This window comes from Streptococcus sp. Marseille-Q6504 (genome assembly GCF_965111625.1).
The window spans coordinates 1-13,834 of the sequence record NZ_CBCOON010000005.1; the positions used below are offsets into that span (position 1 = coordinate 1).

The following is a 13,834-nucleotide window of genomic DNA, read 5'->3' on the forward strand; positions in this document are numbered from 1 at the left end:
GCTATTATACCACTTTTTAGACTAGAAAAAAACTCTTATCCGTTAAAGCCTAGAATTTAAGCTTTTAGAATTCACAAACATTTATTTATATTTTGGGCTTTTAGCTAAGAAAACTTCAAAAAAACTCTACCTTTCAAGAGTAGAAAGATAGAGTTTTCATCTTTAGTTTGAAGATGTTGTTGTCGTTTCAGCTGCAGTTGTTGTCGTTTCAGTTGCTGCTGATGTAGTTGTCGTTTGAGTTGTTGTATCACTTTGGATGTACTGAGTAAAGATATTTTGGAAGGCTTGGTCTTTAACCTTGATATTTGCCGCCTGCAACTCTTTACTAATTACACCTTGAACAAAAGTAGCATCATTTTGTTTTTGAGTCAAGATAACTGTCTTCAATTTTTCTTTATAATCTTCCCAGTTAGAAGATTTTTCTGTTTTCTTGATCAATTTCACAATATAGAAACTGTTTGAATAAGCTTGTGTACCTGGAGCTGTGATCACATCTGAGATTCCATCAACATTAAGGGCAAAGGCTGCTTTTTTAACAACGTCTGGCAATTCTGTTGATGCAGAGTCGAAGGTGATTTCACCACCATTTGCTTTTGTCTTTTCGTCAGTTGAATTATCCTTAGCCAATTGTGCAAAATCAGCTCCAGATTCTTGTGCTTTAGCAAGTACTTCTTTAGCCTTATCTTCACTGTCAAGTTTAATCACTTGAGCAGTTACTTCTGGTGTGTACTCATCGTAAGCTTTTTTGTAGTTCTCATCTGTCAATTCAGCTTCTGCAGCTTTCTTAACAGCATATTCAACTAGTTTACTTGTACGAATTTGAGCTTTACGGCTTTCTGCTGTCATACCAGCACGAGAAAGAACGATTTGATAGCTATCACCATATCTTTTTTGCTCTTCTGCTACCGCATCTTCTACTTCTTTGTCACTTACTTCAGATCCATATTGTTTTTCAAAAACTTTTTGGATTGTCATATTGAGCAAAATTTGTTGAGCAGTTGGGTTGTTTTTCACTTCTTCATAAAATTGGTGCTCAGTGATGACATCACCCTTCATACTGATGAGGTCAGCTCCTTGAGAGCTATTTGAACAAGCAGCCAATGTAGCTACTGATAACAAAGTGATGGCACCAGCCAATAATTTTTTCTTCATGTTTACTCCTTTTTATACACTAGATAAATGTTTACCTTATCTATTTTACTAAATTGTCTTAAAAATATCTGAAATTAATCAACATCAGGCAGTTCTATTTCTGCTTGATTCTTTCTTAGTATCAAGATTCCATCTCCAAGAGGAACTAGACTAGCTGTTAATCCTGGATTGTTTAGAGTTGCGTCAAATAGTCTTTGCAAACCACGATAAATGGTTCGTTGCCCGCGTCGGACTTCCATAATATCCTTAGCAATGTCTCCACCTTGGAAAATATCATCCAAGACAACTACTCCACCAACCTCAAGGTGTTTTAGGATTTCTGGCAAAAATACGATGTATTTGGATTTTGCAGAATCCATAAAAACAAAATCATAGGTCTCTGTCAATGTTGACAAAACGTCTACCGCATCGCCTTCCAAAAGAGTGATTTGTTGGCGATTATCAAACTTGGCGAAATTTTCCTTGGCAAAACCAATCATTTCAGGATTCCGATCAATGGTTGTAATTTTAGCCTCTGGGGCATGTTGAGCCATCAAAAGTGCTGAAAAGCCAATTGCCGTTCCAATTTCTAAAATATTTTTTGGTTGAATTGTTTCCATTAGAAAACGGAAATAAGCGACTGTTTCATGAGGAATGATAGGAATATTCTCCTTGCGAGCAAAGTTTTCTAGTTCTTTTAAAGAACCAGTCACCTGCTCTTGTCTGTGGCGCATAAATTCCACAATCTCATCCTTAACAACAGGCCGTCGCATGTTATGGTTAGCATTTTTACTGTATGACTCAACCATTTTATGCTAATCCTAATTTCTCAACAAGGGCTTCGAACTCATCCAAACGGCGTTCAAAGACTGCAAAGGCATCATTAAGATAGTCTTCTTTTTCCATATCAACACCAGCTTTTCGCATGATATTTAGAGGATAGTCTGACTTCCCAGCCTTGAGGTAATCAATATAACGGTCACGATCATCTTGACTACCGTGAACAATCTTTTCAGCCAAGGCCGAAGCTGCTGCAAAGCCTGTTGAATATTGATATACATAGTAATTATAGTAGAAATGAGGGATACGAGCCCACTCGTACTGAATTTGAGGATTGTCTTCCTTGCTCAAGCCATAATATTCTTGGTTCAAGTCAGCATAGAGATTGTTTAAGAACTCGCTTGTCAAGACTTCACCATTTTGATCGGCTTGGTGAATAGCATGTTCAAATTCAGCAAATTGAGTTTGGCGGAACACTGTTCCACGGAAACCATCCAAGAAGTTGTTTAGAATAGCGAAGCGTGTTGCGTCATCTTGAACTTCTTGCAATAATTTTTCAGTTAAGATATTTTCATTGGTTGTTGAAGCAATTTCTGCCAAGAAGATTGAGTAATCTCCGTATACATAAGGTTGAGTTTCACGCGTGTAGCTAGAATGCATACTGTGACCTGTCTCATGTACAAGAGTAAAGAGATTGTCTAGGTTATCTTGCCAGTTAAGAAGCATGAAGGCGTTGGTATCATAAGAACCGCCAGAATATGCACCTGAACGTTTGCCTTGATTTTCATACACATCAATCCAACGTTCGCTAAAGGCGCGTTTAACACGACTCAAGTAATCCTCACCAAGAACAGCCAAAGCTTCCTCTGCCTTCTTCAAGGCTTCCTCATAAGTAAAGCTGTATTCTACTGAAGACAATGGTGTATAGACATCGTACATTTTAAGATCTGGAATACCCAAGATTTTTGAACGAAGTGAGAGATAACGATGCAATAATGGCAAATGCTTACGAACAGCAGATACTAAGTTGTCATAGACACTTTCTGGAACAAAATTGGCCGCAAGAGCAGCTTCACGCGCACTCTTGTAGTTCCGAACTTTTGCACGGTAGTTTTGTACTTTTACATTGGTCTGCAAGGTTTTAGCGTAAGTGTGCTGGTATTGCTCATAAGTAGCGTAGAGGGCTTCATAAGCTCCACGACGTACCTCACGGTTCTTAGATTCTACCAAACGCATATAAACGCCATGTGACAACTGAACTTCGTTACCATCTTCATCTTTAACAAATGGAAAGACGATATCCGCATTGTCTAAGATAGCGAAAGTTTCACTAGCAGCACCAAAGATTTCACCAGCACCTGCTAATAACTCTTCTTCACGTTGTGAAAGGACATGATCCTTATTTTGCAAGAGTTTGTCAAAGTAGTGTTTATAAGGCTGAAGTTTTGGTTCTTCTGATAAGAAGTTTTTGTACTGCTCTTCAGTAATTGCCATAAATTCTGGCTCATAGAAAGAGAATACCTGGTCGAGTTGACTATAAAGAGTCATCGCTTTTGCATAGTATTCTTGATATTTAGCAACTCGTGTATCCTGGTCATTTTTCATATGAGCGTAGACGTAAAGTTTTTCAAGACGACGACTCAAGTCCAGATAACGCTCTGTAATGTTAAGAAGGCTTTCTGCACTATCCAAGAGGTGGCCCTCAAGACTAGCTGCTTCTTTTGTATCCTCTGTTAAAAGGGCTAATTCGTCTTCCCATTTTTGGTCTGTTTCAAAGATCGTTGATAGATCCCATGTATCTTTTTCATTGATTTCATTTCGTTGTAATACCATAAATTTCCTCCATCCTTTCTATTTTACCATATTTTTCGAGAAATAATGCTGATAAAAGGCAGGTGGATAGAGCTTTTGTTCCTTTTTTTGAGGATTTACTTTATAATAAGCCAGAAAGTTACGGTAATAATCATTTAGGTTTTGAATGATTTGACAAAAATGACCATTTTCTATCGGCCTTACTTGGGGATACCAATCCTGTTTTTTTAGATTTAAAAGATTTTCTCCTCTTAAGTAAGCTTGGGCTTGTTGTTTCATCCAATAGGGGTTTTGATAATAGAGTTGTTTTTGAATGTAATGACAAATATTCTTGTCCTGTTCTACCGAAAAAGCAGTTAGCTCTTGCTGCTGGTAAGGACTACGTAAAATTTCTAGGAGATTTCCTTTGCCATAAGAAAATTCCTTGAGCTGATAATGGAGTTTCCCTTTTAAATCTTGGTGAAGGAGGTACTTGAGCCTCAAAACTTGTCTTTTATGGTCTAACTCCCAAAGATAGAATCCCATATTATGACTAAAATAAAGAAAATCTCTTTGAAGTTTAGTTAGTCGCTCTTTTAGCCAGAGCTTTTCTCCCAATAGCCAAAGAACTTGAATTCCCAAACTTCGATAACCATTGCTTCTCTCCCGTAAAAGTTCGCAAGAAATAGGACTACACTGAACTTCCAGTGCTAATTGCTTATTGACGAGGATATCTGCGATTTGCTTAAGTTCAGGAATCGGACATTCCATTTCTACTTCAGCATCTTTCTTAGCCCAATTAAAAAGTGCCAGCTTATTCTCTAAATGTTCTGGTCCTTCGTTCTCATAATAAAAATCACAATTTTTTAAACTTTCATGTGCAAAATGAGTTCTTACATTTTTTCCTTTTTTCAAGCGAACACTTGTTCCGCAAGCTGGACAATAATAAGCTTGTTTCTTTACTTCATTCTCTAACGCGTTGATTAAATGACCTTTTTTATCTCTAGCTAAAAACATAAACTCTCCTTATCTACTTTATTCGAAAAGGATAAGAAAAGAGAGTGGGACAGAAATCAGTAATTTGTTAGAATTCGATTTCGTCGTCCCACCTCCGCACAGTTGAGTAGGGCTGTAAAAGCTGATGAAATCAGCGTAGTAGAGCCCACTCAACCACTGCGTCTTGCTCGACAATCCAAAGACAATTGAGAGTCTAGAACTATTATCCCAGACTCTTCTTTACTATAACATCTAGTATCATTGACGTTTGTTCTTCATATATTTCCGTAACATGGGAATAAGATTCTGTATTTGATCCTGCTTTATCACCATTACACCATATTCCTGACAACGATGACTATAAACAGGATTGATTTTTCCAGAGCAAACAATCATTTTCAAACAATTATCACCTGCAAAATGATTGGCATAAACTTCAAGTTCGTTAATAGCTTCAACTGCTAGATCAGTCATTTTACAAGAAATGAAAACTACAGAGTGACCTTTACGAAGAATAACATCAATCTCATTTTGAACATTGTCAGCCTCAGGGAAAATACCATTCCAGTCAATTTCAGTACCAATCATACATTCATCAAAACACTCCGACTCAAGAGCTAGTAAATAGATATACAATTCTAAAATATGCCCTTTTGTTCGACATAACAGATGTGCTTCTGGTGTTGGGAATGTATAAGTGACAGTATCTGTTGTTTCCTCTTCTACTTTCAATAAATTAGCTTTTGTGAACAAAGGGATCAAGCTACTGGGATAAGAATAAATTTTTCCATTACTCTCCAAAACTTTTGCTGTTTCAGCGTGAAAATCATTTGTTTTTGCCAGTGCAAAGAATTGGGTAATCTGATACCATTTTTCAGGATTTTCGATAGCATATTTGGCCAGTTTTTTTATAGCTAGTACTTGCTTATTAGAATGCTGAGGCCTTCTTGATTTAAGGACTTTTCCACCACGTAAAGCTATCAATTGTTCAATGGATAAACTAGGAATCTCTAAATTTTTATCATAAATCTTATCCCTTTCCCAGGCATACTGCATTCCTTGTTCTACATCCATAGCAATAATGGGAATACCTTTCTCCAAACCATACTGATATAGAACTATCGCTAATAGATTATCTCCACCAAAAACATCGATGGTCACTGTCTCAAAATCATTGATAAACACGTCTAATTCCTGGCAGATTTTTTTTAGGTGAAATTGTCGAAAATGTACTTGTTTTAAGTGTGGAACTTGTTCCATTAGAAAATGCTTCAAGGATAGCTTTTCTTCCTCAGCAATTTTTCTTGTAGAAAGGTATAAAATCTCATCACAATCACTGACAAAAGCCTGGTAGACATTCTTCTCAATGGTATGACGGTCGTATAGTTCAATTAAAAGACTAGTCATCTTAAGACCTCCTAGACAAAAAAGTCTGAAAGAATAGTGGGCGATCAGAATCGTTTTAAAACTATCACAATTCTGTTTCATTTCATCGACTTCTCTTACTTCTAGTATAGCATAAATTGAGATTTTCCTTTCTTATTAGGGTAACAAATAAGGAATAGAAAACGACTGCTCTCTATCCCTTTTATTCATTTATTTTACTTTTTTAGCCAACATGGTCGCAAAGCGTAGTTGGATACGATTTCCGTTTTCATCACGACGGTGGAGATGCCCAGGATTTTCATTGTATTTGATGAATTCCCAATCCTGGTAGTAATTTGCCAATTCTCCTTCTTTAAAAGTGAATGGGAAATGAACTGAACAAGGATAATCATCAGTATCCATAGCACAAACAATCAAATTGTAACCTCCAATTGAGGTTTGTTCCTGCATGTTTTGAATAATAGCCGGAATACGATCTGCTTGTAAAAACATGAGAACAACAGTCGATACGATTAAATCATAAGTTTGTCCAATGCTAGCTGAATTGATATCGTAGAGACCGACAGGCATTTCTAAATCTTCTTGCTCCACAATGCTTTGCAAGATTTCAAGAGATAGCTCATTTTGATCTACAGCTGTGACATCAAATCCATGTTGAGCTAGAAAGAGTGCATTTCTTCCTTGACCACATCCTAAGTCTAGTGCCTTACATGGTTTTACTGTATCCATAGCTTCTAAAACTTCCGAATGGACTGGATTAGTATTGTATTTCTTAGGGAAATAATCCTCTGCTTTACAATAAAATTCCAAGTACCATTCCACATCATCTGTGGCAGCTTCTACTCTGTGCCAAGCTTGAGGTTGCGCCATAGGGTTATCAGCACCTGCTTCAAAGAGGTGCTCGGCTATAACTTCCCCGTCTTCAGTCAACTCAATAAACTTAAGAGTCCCTTTTAATACGGTAATCTTGCCCCAGGTTCCGACCTTAGTATTGTGTTTTCTTTGAACAGCTTCTGGCATGGTGTCTTTATTCCAGACAGGCATGCGTTTGTAGGCAACTAGTTTTTCCATATTCTTCACTCTTTCTATCGGTGGTTAACAGCTTTCATAACACGCGCAATATCACGATCTTGCTCACGTCGTTTGATAGACTCACGTTTATCGTAATCATGTTTCCCTTTTGCAAGTCCTAAAAGTAACTTGGCATAGCCATCTTTGATATAAACTTTAAGAGGAACCAAGGTCATCCCTGTTCCTTTGGTTTCTTGCTCTAATTTCTGGATTTGTTTTTTATGAAGGAGAAGTTTACGACGACGTTCTGGCTCCTGGTTCCAGATGTTGCCCTCTTCATAAGGAGCGATATGGACATTACTCAGCCAAACTTCCCCATTCTTAACCTGGGCAAACCCATCTTTCAGATTGATGCGGGCTGCTCGAACACTCTTGATCTCAGTTCCTGTCAGGACCATTCCTGCTTCTAGCGTATCTACGATTGTATAGTCGTGGTGCGCTTTTTTATTTTGCGCGACGACCTTTCCCTCGCCCTTTGCCATGCTTGGCTCCTTTCTTTGCTACTTCTTTGTAAAAAGGTTTCTTGCTCTTTTTCTTCTTGTCTTTTGGAGAATGCTTACGCTTATCACCTAAGCGACCAGATTTTCTCTTGTCTTCTTTCTTATCTGAACGACGCCCTCTATCCTTACGACCAGAACCTTTCAAACCTTTTTCAATGACATCAAATTCACTAGGAATAAAGGAGAAATCAATCTCGCCAGTCATCTTATCGGCTCTTTCGACCCGAATACGAATCTGCTGTCCCACTCGGAAGGTAATACCTGATTTCTCCCCACGGAGGGTCAAATCACGTTCATTAAAATGGTAAAATTCAGGCAGATTTGTGATGTGAATCAATCCTTCGACTGTATTTGGCAACTCAACAAAAAGACCAAATTTAACAATACTTGAAACAACTGCGTCATACTCTTCACCAACATACTCTTCCATGTATTCAGCTTTTTTCATGGCTTCGACTTCACGCTCTGCCTCGATAGCACGGCGCTCACGGTTAGAAGACTGGGTCGCGATCTCTGGAATAACCTGTTCAAAATGCTCGGCTACTTCCTTAGAACGTCCATAGTCTCGAATCATCCGGTGAACCAAGAGGTCAGGATAACGACGAATCGGACTGGTAAAGTGAGTGTAGTAATTTGCAGCTAATCCATAGTGACCGTGATTATGCTCAGAATAACGAGCCTGCTGCATCGAACGCAGAAGCATCATAGACAATACATCCGCATATGGCTCTCCCTCAACAGTACTCATGATGTCTTGGAGAGCTTCCTGACTTATCTCACTGGCAGTCCCATAAATTCGCAAACCAAAGCTCGAAGCATAATCAATAAACTTCTGAACTTTTTCAGCCTTAGGCTCCTCGTGAATCCGATAGATAAAAGGTAGGTCCAGCTTGCTAAAGTGCTCGGCAACTGTTTCGTTAGCAATCAACATAAAGGACTCAATCATACGTTCAGCAACACCACGATGACGAAGGACAATATCAACTGGCTTGCCTTTTTTATCGACTAAAATCTTAGCTTCATTGGTATCAAAATTTAAAGCACCACGCTTGATTCGCATACTTTCCAAAGTCTCATGGAGATTGGCCATAAGTTCGATACTAGGAACAATTTTCTTATAGTCTTGTCTCTTCTCCTCGTCACCAGCTAAAATGTCATTGACATCACTATAAGTCATACGAAAACTTGTCTTGATAACGGTCTGCGTAATCGTATAATTCACAACACGACCCTGCTTATTAATTTCCATAATAGCAGATTGAGTCAAGCGGTCCACTTGAGGGTTAAGAGAACAGATTCCGTTTGAGAGGCGCTCTGGCAGCATTGGAACTACACGGTCTGTCACATAGACAGAGGTCGCACGATTGAGAGCTTCCTTATCTAGAGCAGATCCCTCTGTCACATAGTAGGAGACATCGGCAATGTGAACACCTAGTTCGATATTTCCATTTTTCAATGGTTTGATATGAACAGCATCATCCAAGTCCTTAGCATCCGCTCCATCTATGGTAAATGTAATTTCATCTCTCAGATCTAGACGTCCGTTCAAATCCGCTTCAGATGGTGCATCTGGAACGCTCTCTGCTTCCTTAAGAACAGCCTCTGGAAACTCTGACACAATATCCATTGATTCCAAGACCTCGAGGACATCAATCCCTGCATCTGTAGAATGTCCAACAACATCTAGGACACTAGCGACAAAGAAATCGTGTTTCTTACTTGGGTACTTATCGATAAAGACCTTGAGAACTTCTGTACCGTCTAATTGAATAGCTGGCTTCTTAACGTAGATTGGTTGACTAATCTTTTGATTTTTTGAACGGATGTAACCTGCATACTTTGGCTTTTCATCATCAAGAACAATTTGACCAACAACCGTTGTCAAACTGTGTTCTAAAATATCGATAATCTTAGCTTCAGCTGCGGTTCCTTTTTGACGATCCGCAACCTTCTTGATTACAATTTCAACAGTATCGCCATCAATGGCATAGTTAACATCATTTTTCCCTACAAAAAGATCGTCTTCCTCGCCTTCAAGGCTAACAAAGCCGAAGCCATTTTTATGGGCATGGAAAATTCCTTTAAGAGTAATCTCGTGTTTCTTCTTTTGGTCCAAGGTGAGACTACCATCTTCTTCAAAGCGAATTTGGTGCTTTCTCTCCATCAGGGACAAGGTTTTAATGAGCTCTCGAAAGTCCTTGGAACCATCCTTTCCAAGAGCTTGAGCCAAGTCATTTACAGTGACTCGTCCCTTTTCTTTTAAATATTCTTTTATTCTATCTTTCATGTTTTCTTTCTACATTGTTAAATTATTTTCGGTGTAAAACCTTATGTCTTTAAAAACAAAAATAGGCTAAGACCTAGTCTCGCCCATTATTTTCTTATCTACTTGATAATACCGTCAATGCTAAGGCAATAGCTAGCCAGAAAAAGACCAAGATTCCTGTCAAACGTTGCATTACGGCTTCAAAACCACGCGCTTTGCTACGTTCAAACAAATCACCTGAACTGGCATCGAATACATTGCTAGATTGATTTTTAGTTGGTTGCATAAAAATTGCAATCACAATCACAACAGATAATACTAATAAAATGGTTAATAATAGGTTATACATATCAAACTCCTTAAAATCCCTATTATTCTACCATAATTTCTACTTAGATTCAAGATGTAGCGTCACTTTTCTTTCTTTGGGACAATATTTTAAGACTTCAATCTTATCTGGATGTGTTTTGGAGTTCTTACTGGTTAGATAATTCATGCTGCCACAAGAGGAGCATTTTAGATTAATTTTTACACGCATTAGATTTTTTTGTATTTGATACTATTTCAATCTAAGATGATTTGAACAAACAATACCAAAATTCTCCTTCCTAACAATGTTAATTTATAGACACATTTCTTCAAGCAACTGAACTACTTGAGCTATCAACTGTTCCTGATTTCCATTATTATCTAGACTATGACTAGCCAGACTAATTTTTCTTTCTAAAGGCCATTGAGAGTTTAAACGGGATTCAGCTGCTTCTTTTGAAATTTGATCCCGTTTCATTAATCGCTCCAATTGAACATCACGATTTACATAGACTAGCCAAGTTTCATCAAACCATGAAGCATAGTCTTGCTCAAAAAGTAGGGGGATATCCATGAAAAAGAGAGCTTCTGTCTGAGCAAACAGATTTCGTAATGCAGCTAACTCCTCACGAATAATCTCGCCTTGGGTTCTCTTAGACCATTCTTGCTCTTCAGGATTTGAAAAAATAAGGCTACCAAGCAAGGGGCGATTCAGTTCACCATTTTCAAGAAGGATTTTCTCCCCAAAATGCTCCACTAAAACCTGATAGAGTCGTCCACCTGGTTTTTGTAGTTGGTGGACGACTGCATCCGCATCTACAACTTGAAACCCTTTTTGTCTTAAAAATTCTGTTACAGTGGACTTACCTGACGCAATACCACCGGTGATTCCGATTATTTTTCCCATCACTTTCTCCTTTGACACTTAGGACAAAAGTGAGTTCCACGACCACCTAGTTGAATTTTTTCGATGATGGTTTCACAACGCGAACAAGCTTGACCTGCCTTGTCGTATACTTGATGGAATTCCTGCATGGTGCCATCTTCTCCAAATGCATTGGTATAAGTGCGAATTGTTGAACCACCCTTTTCAACCGCCTGACCTAAAACATTGATCGTTTCATCATGTACTTTTCTAGCCTCTTGTGCTGTTAAACTATTAGAGGTTCTAGAAGGATGGACTTTCGCTCTCCAAAGAACTTCATCAACATAGATATTTCCCAACCCTGCAACCAAAGTCTGGTCGAGAAGATGCGATTTGATTGGTTTTTTAGATTTTTTCAAGGCTAGTTTAAAACTCCCTAAATCAAAATCCTTCTCAGTCGGTTCCGGACCAAGTTTTTTTGAAATAAAGTAAGCCTCTAAAAGCTCAGGAGCAAGCAATTCCATAGTTCCAAACTTGCGGACATCCTCGTAAACAAGAGTTTCACCATCTTCAAAATGAATCAAAACATGAGCATGCTTACGTTCTGGAACTTGGTCTGGGTAATAAAAATACTTGCCCTCCATTCTCAAATGTGAGATAAGGACTTTATCGGATAAATAGAAAAGTAGATACTTGCCACGACGTCCCATTGATTGAATAACTTGACCAGGCATTTCCTTCTGAAATTCATGCAAATCAGTTTTAATCATTTTGGGGTAACGAATGTCAATGTTTAAAATCTTCTTCCCTAGAATCAGTTTTTCAAGACCTCGTCGAACTGTTTCTACCTCAGGTAATTCAGGCATAGTTCCTCCTTTTCTAAAAACAAGAAGCAGGCTACTGCCCACCTCTTCTTAGTATTCTTTTTCGTTGTACCCAAAATCGGCAAGATCTAATTTCTTATCGCGCCAATTTTTCTTAACTTTGACCCATGTTTCTAGGAAGACCTTGTCCCCTAGCATGAGTTCGATATCTTTACGAGCCATGGTACCAATTTTCTTGAGCATAGCACCACCTTTACCGATGATAATCCCTTTTTGGCTGTCACGCTCGACCATAATAGTTGCTCGGATATGAACTTTATCGGTTTCCTCATCTCGTTTCATAGAATCAACCACTACTGCAACTGAGTGTGGAATTTCCTCACGCGTTAAATGTAACACTTTTTCACGAATCATCTCTGATACTAGGAAACGTTCTGGGTGATCGGTGATTTGATCGGCTGGGAAATATTGGAAACCTTCTTCAAGATTTTCACTGAGGATATCTACCAAGCGAGAGACATTATTGCCTTGAAGGGCTGAGATCGGAACAATTTCCTTAAAGTCCATCTGATTACGGAAATCATCGATTTGAGCCAAAAGTTGGTCTGGGTGCACCTTGTCAATTTTGTTTACCACGAGAATGACTGGTACTTTAGCGGCCTTGAGACGCTCGATAATCATATCGTCGCCCTTGCCTCGTGGCTCGTCTGCTGGGACCATGAAGAGAACCGTATCGACTTCCCGAAGAGTGCTATAGGCTGACTCCACCATAAAGTCTCCAAGGGCTGTCTTTGGTTTGTGAATCCCTGGAGTATCAATAAAGACGATTTGTTCCTTATCAGTGGTGTAGATTCCCATAATCTTGTTGCGCGTTGTCTGCGCTTTATCACTCATGATGGCAATCTTTTGCCCCATAACATGATTCAAAAAAGTTGACTTCCCAACGTTGGGACGTCCTAAAATAGCTACAAAGCCTGATTTAAATGTCATAATTTCCTCTTACTGTTTAAAATAATAAGTCCCAAATCCGTGGGAGAAAGATAAGCGCACCTGTCAAAGCGGCAAAAATTGAGACTACAAGCACGGCACCTGCTGCCATGTCCTTAGCCTTCTTTGCAAGCATATCGAAGTGATAATGGCTAGCCAAATCCACTACATTTTCAATAGCAGAATTAAAAATCTCAAAAGCAATTACTAAAAAAATGCTTAATAGGAGAAAGAGCCATTCAATTCTAGAAACTTGAAAAACAATGCCTGCAAGTAGAACTAAGACAGAAGTCACTGCATGCTTTCTCATATTACGCTCTTCTTTTATGGCAGTAAAAATACCTGTCAGGGCAAAATCTAAACTTGAGAGCAAGTCACGATTCTTCCATTTTCGTTTATTGTCTTGTGAGTCCATAGGCTGTTAAAATTTCTTCTTGTAAACCGAACATCTCCGCTTCTTCTTCCGAAGTGTAGTGATCATAACCGTTTATGTGTAAAAAACCGTGCACAGCTAAAAAGCCCATTTCACGTTCGAAACTATGACCGTACTCTTCAGCTTGCTCATGCGCTTTATCAATTGAAATGAATAACTCGCCGATATAAGAATCAAATTCTGACATCATTTCTGCTAAGTCAGGATCTTCTGCCAAATCCTCTTCGTCAAAGGTAATCTCTAACTCGGGCTTGTATTCAAGACTGATGACATCAGTTGGACGATCTGTATCTCGATACTCTAAATTGAGTTCATGACTGCGTTCATTGGTCACAAAAGTGACTGCCATCTCCTTGTCTTCTTTTCCAATCTTTTTAGCAGCAAATTCCAAAATTTCTTGAGTTTGCTTTAAAATTTCTTTAGAAACCTGACCAGTTTCATCTACCATTTCAATATACATGCGTTTCTCGATTCTCTTTACTTGGCTTTATTATA

Annotated in this window: 15 protein-coding genes; all 15 read right to left on the reverse strand. The window is 38.6% G+C overall.

The window, feature by feature from the left end:
- Nucleotides 1–162: 162 nt before the first annotated feature.
- Nucleotides 163–1,152 carry a peptidylprolyl isomerase PrsA gene (gene prsA, locus ACWPUA_RS05970; protein ID WP_070678155.1) on the reverse strand — a complete coding sequence of 330 codons (990 nt, stop codon included), beginning with the start codon at nt 1,150–1,152 and terminating at the stop codon, nt 163–165.
- Nucleotides 1,153–1,226: 74 nt separating this feature from the next.
- Nucleotides 1,227–1,940: an O-methyltransferase gene (locus ACWPUA_RS05975; protein ID WP_454379803.1), complete on the reverse strand. Its 714-nt coding sequence runs from the start codon at nt 1,938–1,940 to the stop codon at nt 1,227–1,229.
- A 1-nt stretch (nt 1,941) separates the two neighbouring features.
- The gene (gene pepF, locus ACWPUA_RS05980; RefSeq protein ID WP_454379805.1) at nt 1,942–3,744 is read right to left on the reverse strand and encodes an oligoendopeptidase F; all 1,803 of its coding nucleotides are present in this window, start codon (nt 3,742–3,744) and stop codon (nt 1,942–1,944) included.
- A gap of 18 nt (nt 3,745–3,762) precedes the next feature.
- On the reverse strand, nt 3,763–4,719 hold the full coding sequence (locus ACWPUA_RS05985; RefSeq protein WP_454379807.1) for a competence protein CoiA: 957 nt from the start codon (nt 4,717–4,719) through the stop codon (nt 3,763–3,765).
- Nucleotides 4,720–4,956: 237 nt separating this feature from the next.
- On the reverse strand, nt 4,957–6,105 hold the full coding sequence (locus ACWPUA_RS05990; RefSeq protein ID WP_454379809.1) for a hypothetical protein: 1,149 nt from the start codon (nt 6,103–6,105) through the stop codon (nt 4,957–4,959).
- A gap of 189 nt (nt 6,106–6,294) precedes the next feature.
- Nucleotides 6,295–7,155 (reverse strand): SAM-dependent methyltransferase TehB, encoded by an 861-nt coding sequence (gene tehB / locus ACWPUA_RS05995; RefSeq protein WP_454379811.1) that lies wholly within the window; start codon nt 7,153–7,155, stop codon nt 6,295–6,297.
- A 14-nt stretch (nt 7,156–7,169) separates the two neighbouring features.
- Nucleotides 7,170–7,637 carry an SsrA-binding protein SmpB gene (gene smpB / locus ACWPUA_RS06000; protein ID WP_001051741.1) on the reverse strand — a complete coding sequence of 156 codons (468 nt, stop codon included), beginning with the start codon at nt 7,635–7,637 and terminating at the stop codon, nt 7,170–7,172.
- A complete protein-coding gene (rnr, locus tag ACWPUA_RS06005; protein ID WP_454379814.1) occupies nt 7,600–9,942 on the reverse strand; it encodes a ribonuclease R in 2,343 nt (780 codons plus the stop codon). Before rnr ends, smpB begins: the two co-directional genes overlap by 38 nt.
- A 94-nt stretch (nt 9,943–10,036) precedes the next feature.
- Nucleotides 10,037–10,270, reverse strand: coding sequence for a preprotein translocase subunit SecG (secG, locus tag ACWPUA_RS06010; protein ID WP_000282517.1), 234 nt, complete (start codon nt 10,268–10,270; stop codon nt 10,037–10,039).
- Nucleotides 10,271–10,309: 39 nt separating this feature from the next.
- A complete protein-coding gene (rpmG, locus tag ACWPUA_RS06015; RefSeq protein ID WP_007519517.1) occupies nt 10,310–10,459 on the reverse strand; it encodes a 50S ribosomal protein L33 in 150 nt (49 codons plus the stop codon).
- Between the two features lie 84 nt (nt 10,460–10,543).
- Nucleotides 10,544–11,137 carry a dephospho-CoA kinase gene (gene coaE, locus ACWPUA_RS06020; protein ID WP_454379816.1) on the reverse strand — a complete coding sequence of 198 codons (594 nt, stop codon included), beginning with the start codon at nt 11,135–11,137 and terminating at the stop codon, nt 10,544–10,546.
- Nucleotides 11,137–11,961: a DNA-formamidopyrimidine glycosylase gene (mutM, locus tag ACWPUA_RS06025; RefSeq protein ID WP_454379818.1), complete on the reverse strand. Its 825-nt coding sequence runs from the start codon at nt 11,959–11,961 to the stop codon at nt 11,137–11,139. Before mutM ends, coaE begins: the two co-directional genes overlap by 1 nt.
- A 48-nt stretch (nt 11,962–12,009) precedes the next feature.
- Nucleotides 12,010–12,909 (reverse strand): GTPase Era, encoded by a 900-nt coding sequence (era, locus tag ACWPUA_RS06030; protein ID WP_060955628.1) that lies wholly within the window; start codon nt 12,907–12,909, stop codon nt 12,010–12,012.
- A gap of 16 nt (nt 12,910–12,925) precedes the next feature.
- Entirely contained in the window at nt 12,926–13,321 is a 396-nt protein-coding gene (locus ACWPUA_RS06035; protein ID WP_454379821.1) for a diacylglycerol kinase family protein, read from the reverse strand.
- A complete protein-coding gene (gene ybeY / locus ACWPUA_RS06040; protein WP_195184178.1) occupies nt 13,302–13,799 on the reverse strand; it encodes an rRNA maturation RNase YbeY in 498 nt (165 codons plus the stop codon). Before ybeY ends, ACWPUA_RS06035 begins: the two co-directional genes overlap by 20 nt.
- Between the last annotated feature and the right edge of the window lie 35 nt (nt 13,800–13,834).

Excerpts from the sequence above, each read along its gene's own strand:
- prsA (WP_070678155.1), bottom strand. The coding sequence starts at position 1,152 with ATGAAGAAAAAATTATTGGCTGGTGCCATCACTTTGTTATCAGTAGCT.
- ACWPUA_RS05975 (WP_454379803.1), bottom strand. The coding sequence starts at position 1,940 with ATGGTTGAGTCATACAGTAAAAATGCTAACCATAACATGCGACGGCCT.
- pepF (WP_454379805.1), bottom strand. The coding sequence starts at position 3,744 with ATGGTATTACAACGAAATGAAATCAATGAAAAAGATACATGGGATCTA.
- ACWPUA_RS05985 (WP_454379807.1), bottom strand. The coding sequence starts at position 4,719 with ATGTTTTTAGCTAGAGATAAAAAAGGTCATTTAATCAACGCGTTAGAG.
- ACWPUA_RS05990 (WP_454379809.1), bottom strand. The coding sequence starts at position 6,105 with ATGACTAGTCTTTTAATTGAACTATACGACCGTCATACCATTGAGAAG.
- tehB (WP_454379811.1), bottom strand. The coding sequence starts at position 7,155 with ATGGAAAAACTAGTTGCCTACAAACGCATGCCTGTCTGGAATAAAGAC.
- smpB (WP_001051741.1), bottom strand. The coding sequence starts at position 7,637 with ATGGCAAAGGGCGAGGGAAAGGTCGTCGCGCAAAATAAAAAAGCGCAC.
- rnr (WP_454379814.1), bottom strand. The coding sequence starts at position 9,942 with ATGAAAGATAGAATAAAAGAATATTTAAAAGAAAAGGGACGAGTCACT.
- secG (WP_000282517.1), bottom strand. The coding sequence starts at position 10,270 with ATGTATAACCTATTATTAACCATTTTATTAGTATTATCTGTTGTGATT.
- rpmG (WP_007519517.1), bottom strand. The coding sequence starts at position 10,459 with ATGCGTGTAAAAATTAATCTAAAATGCTCCTCTTGTGGCAGCATGAAT.
- coaE (WP_454379816.1), bottom strand. The coding sequence starts at position 11,137 with ATGGGAAAAATAATCGGAATCACCGGTGGTATTGCGTCAGGTAAGTCC.
- mutM (WP_454379818.1), bottom strand. The coding sequence starts at position 11,961 with ATGCCTGAATTACCTGAGGTAGAAACAGTTCGACGAGGTCTTGAAAAA.
- era (WP_060955628.1), bottom strand. The coding sequence starts at position 12,909 with ATGACATTTAAATCAGGCTTTGTAGCTATTTTAGGACGTCCCAACGTT.
- ACWPUA_RS06035 (WP_454379821.1), bottom strand. The coding sequence starts at position 13,321 with ATGGACTCACAAGACAATAAACGAAAATGGAAGAATCGTGACTTGCTC.
- ybeY (WP_195184178.1), bottom strand. The coding sequence starts at position 13,799 with ATGTATATTGAAATGGTAGATGAAACTGGTCAGGTTTCTAAAGAAATT.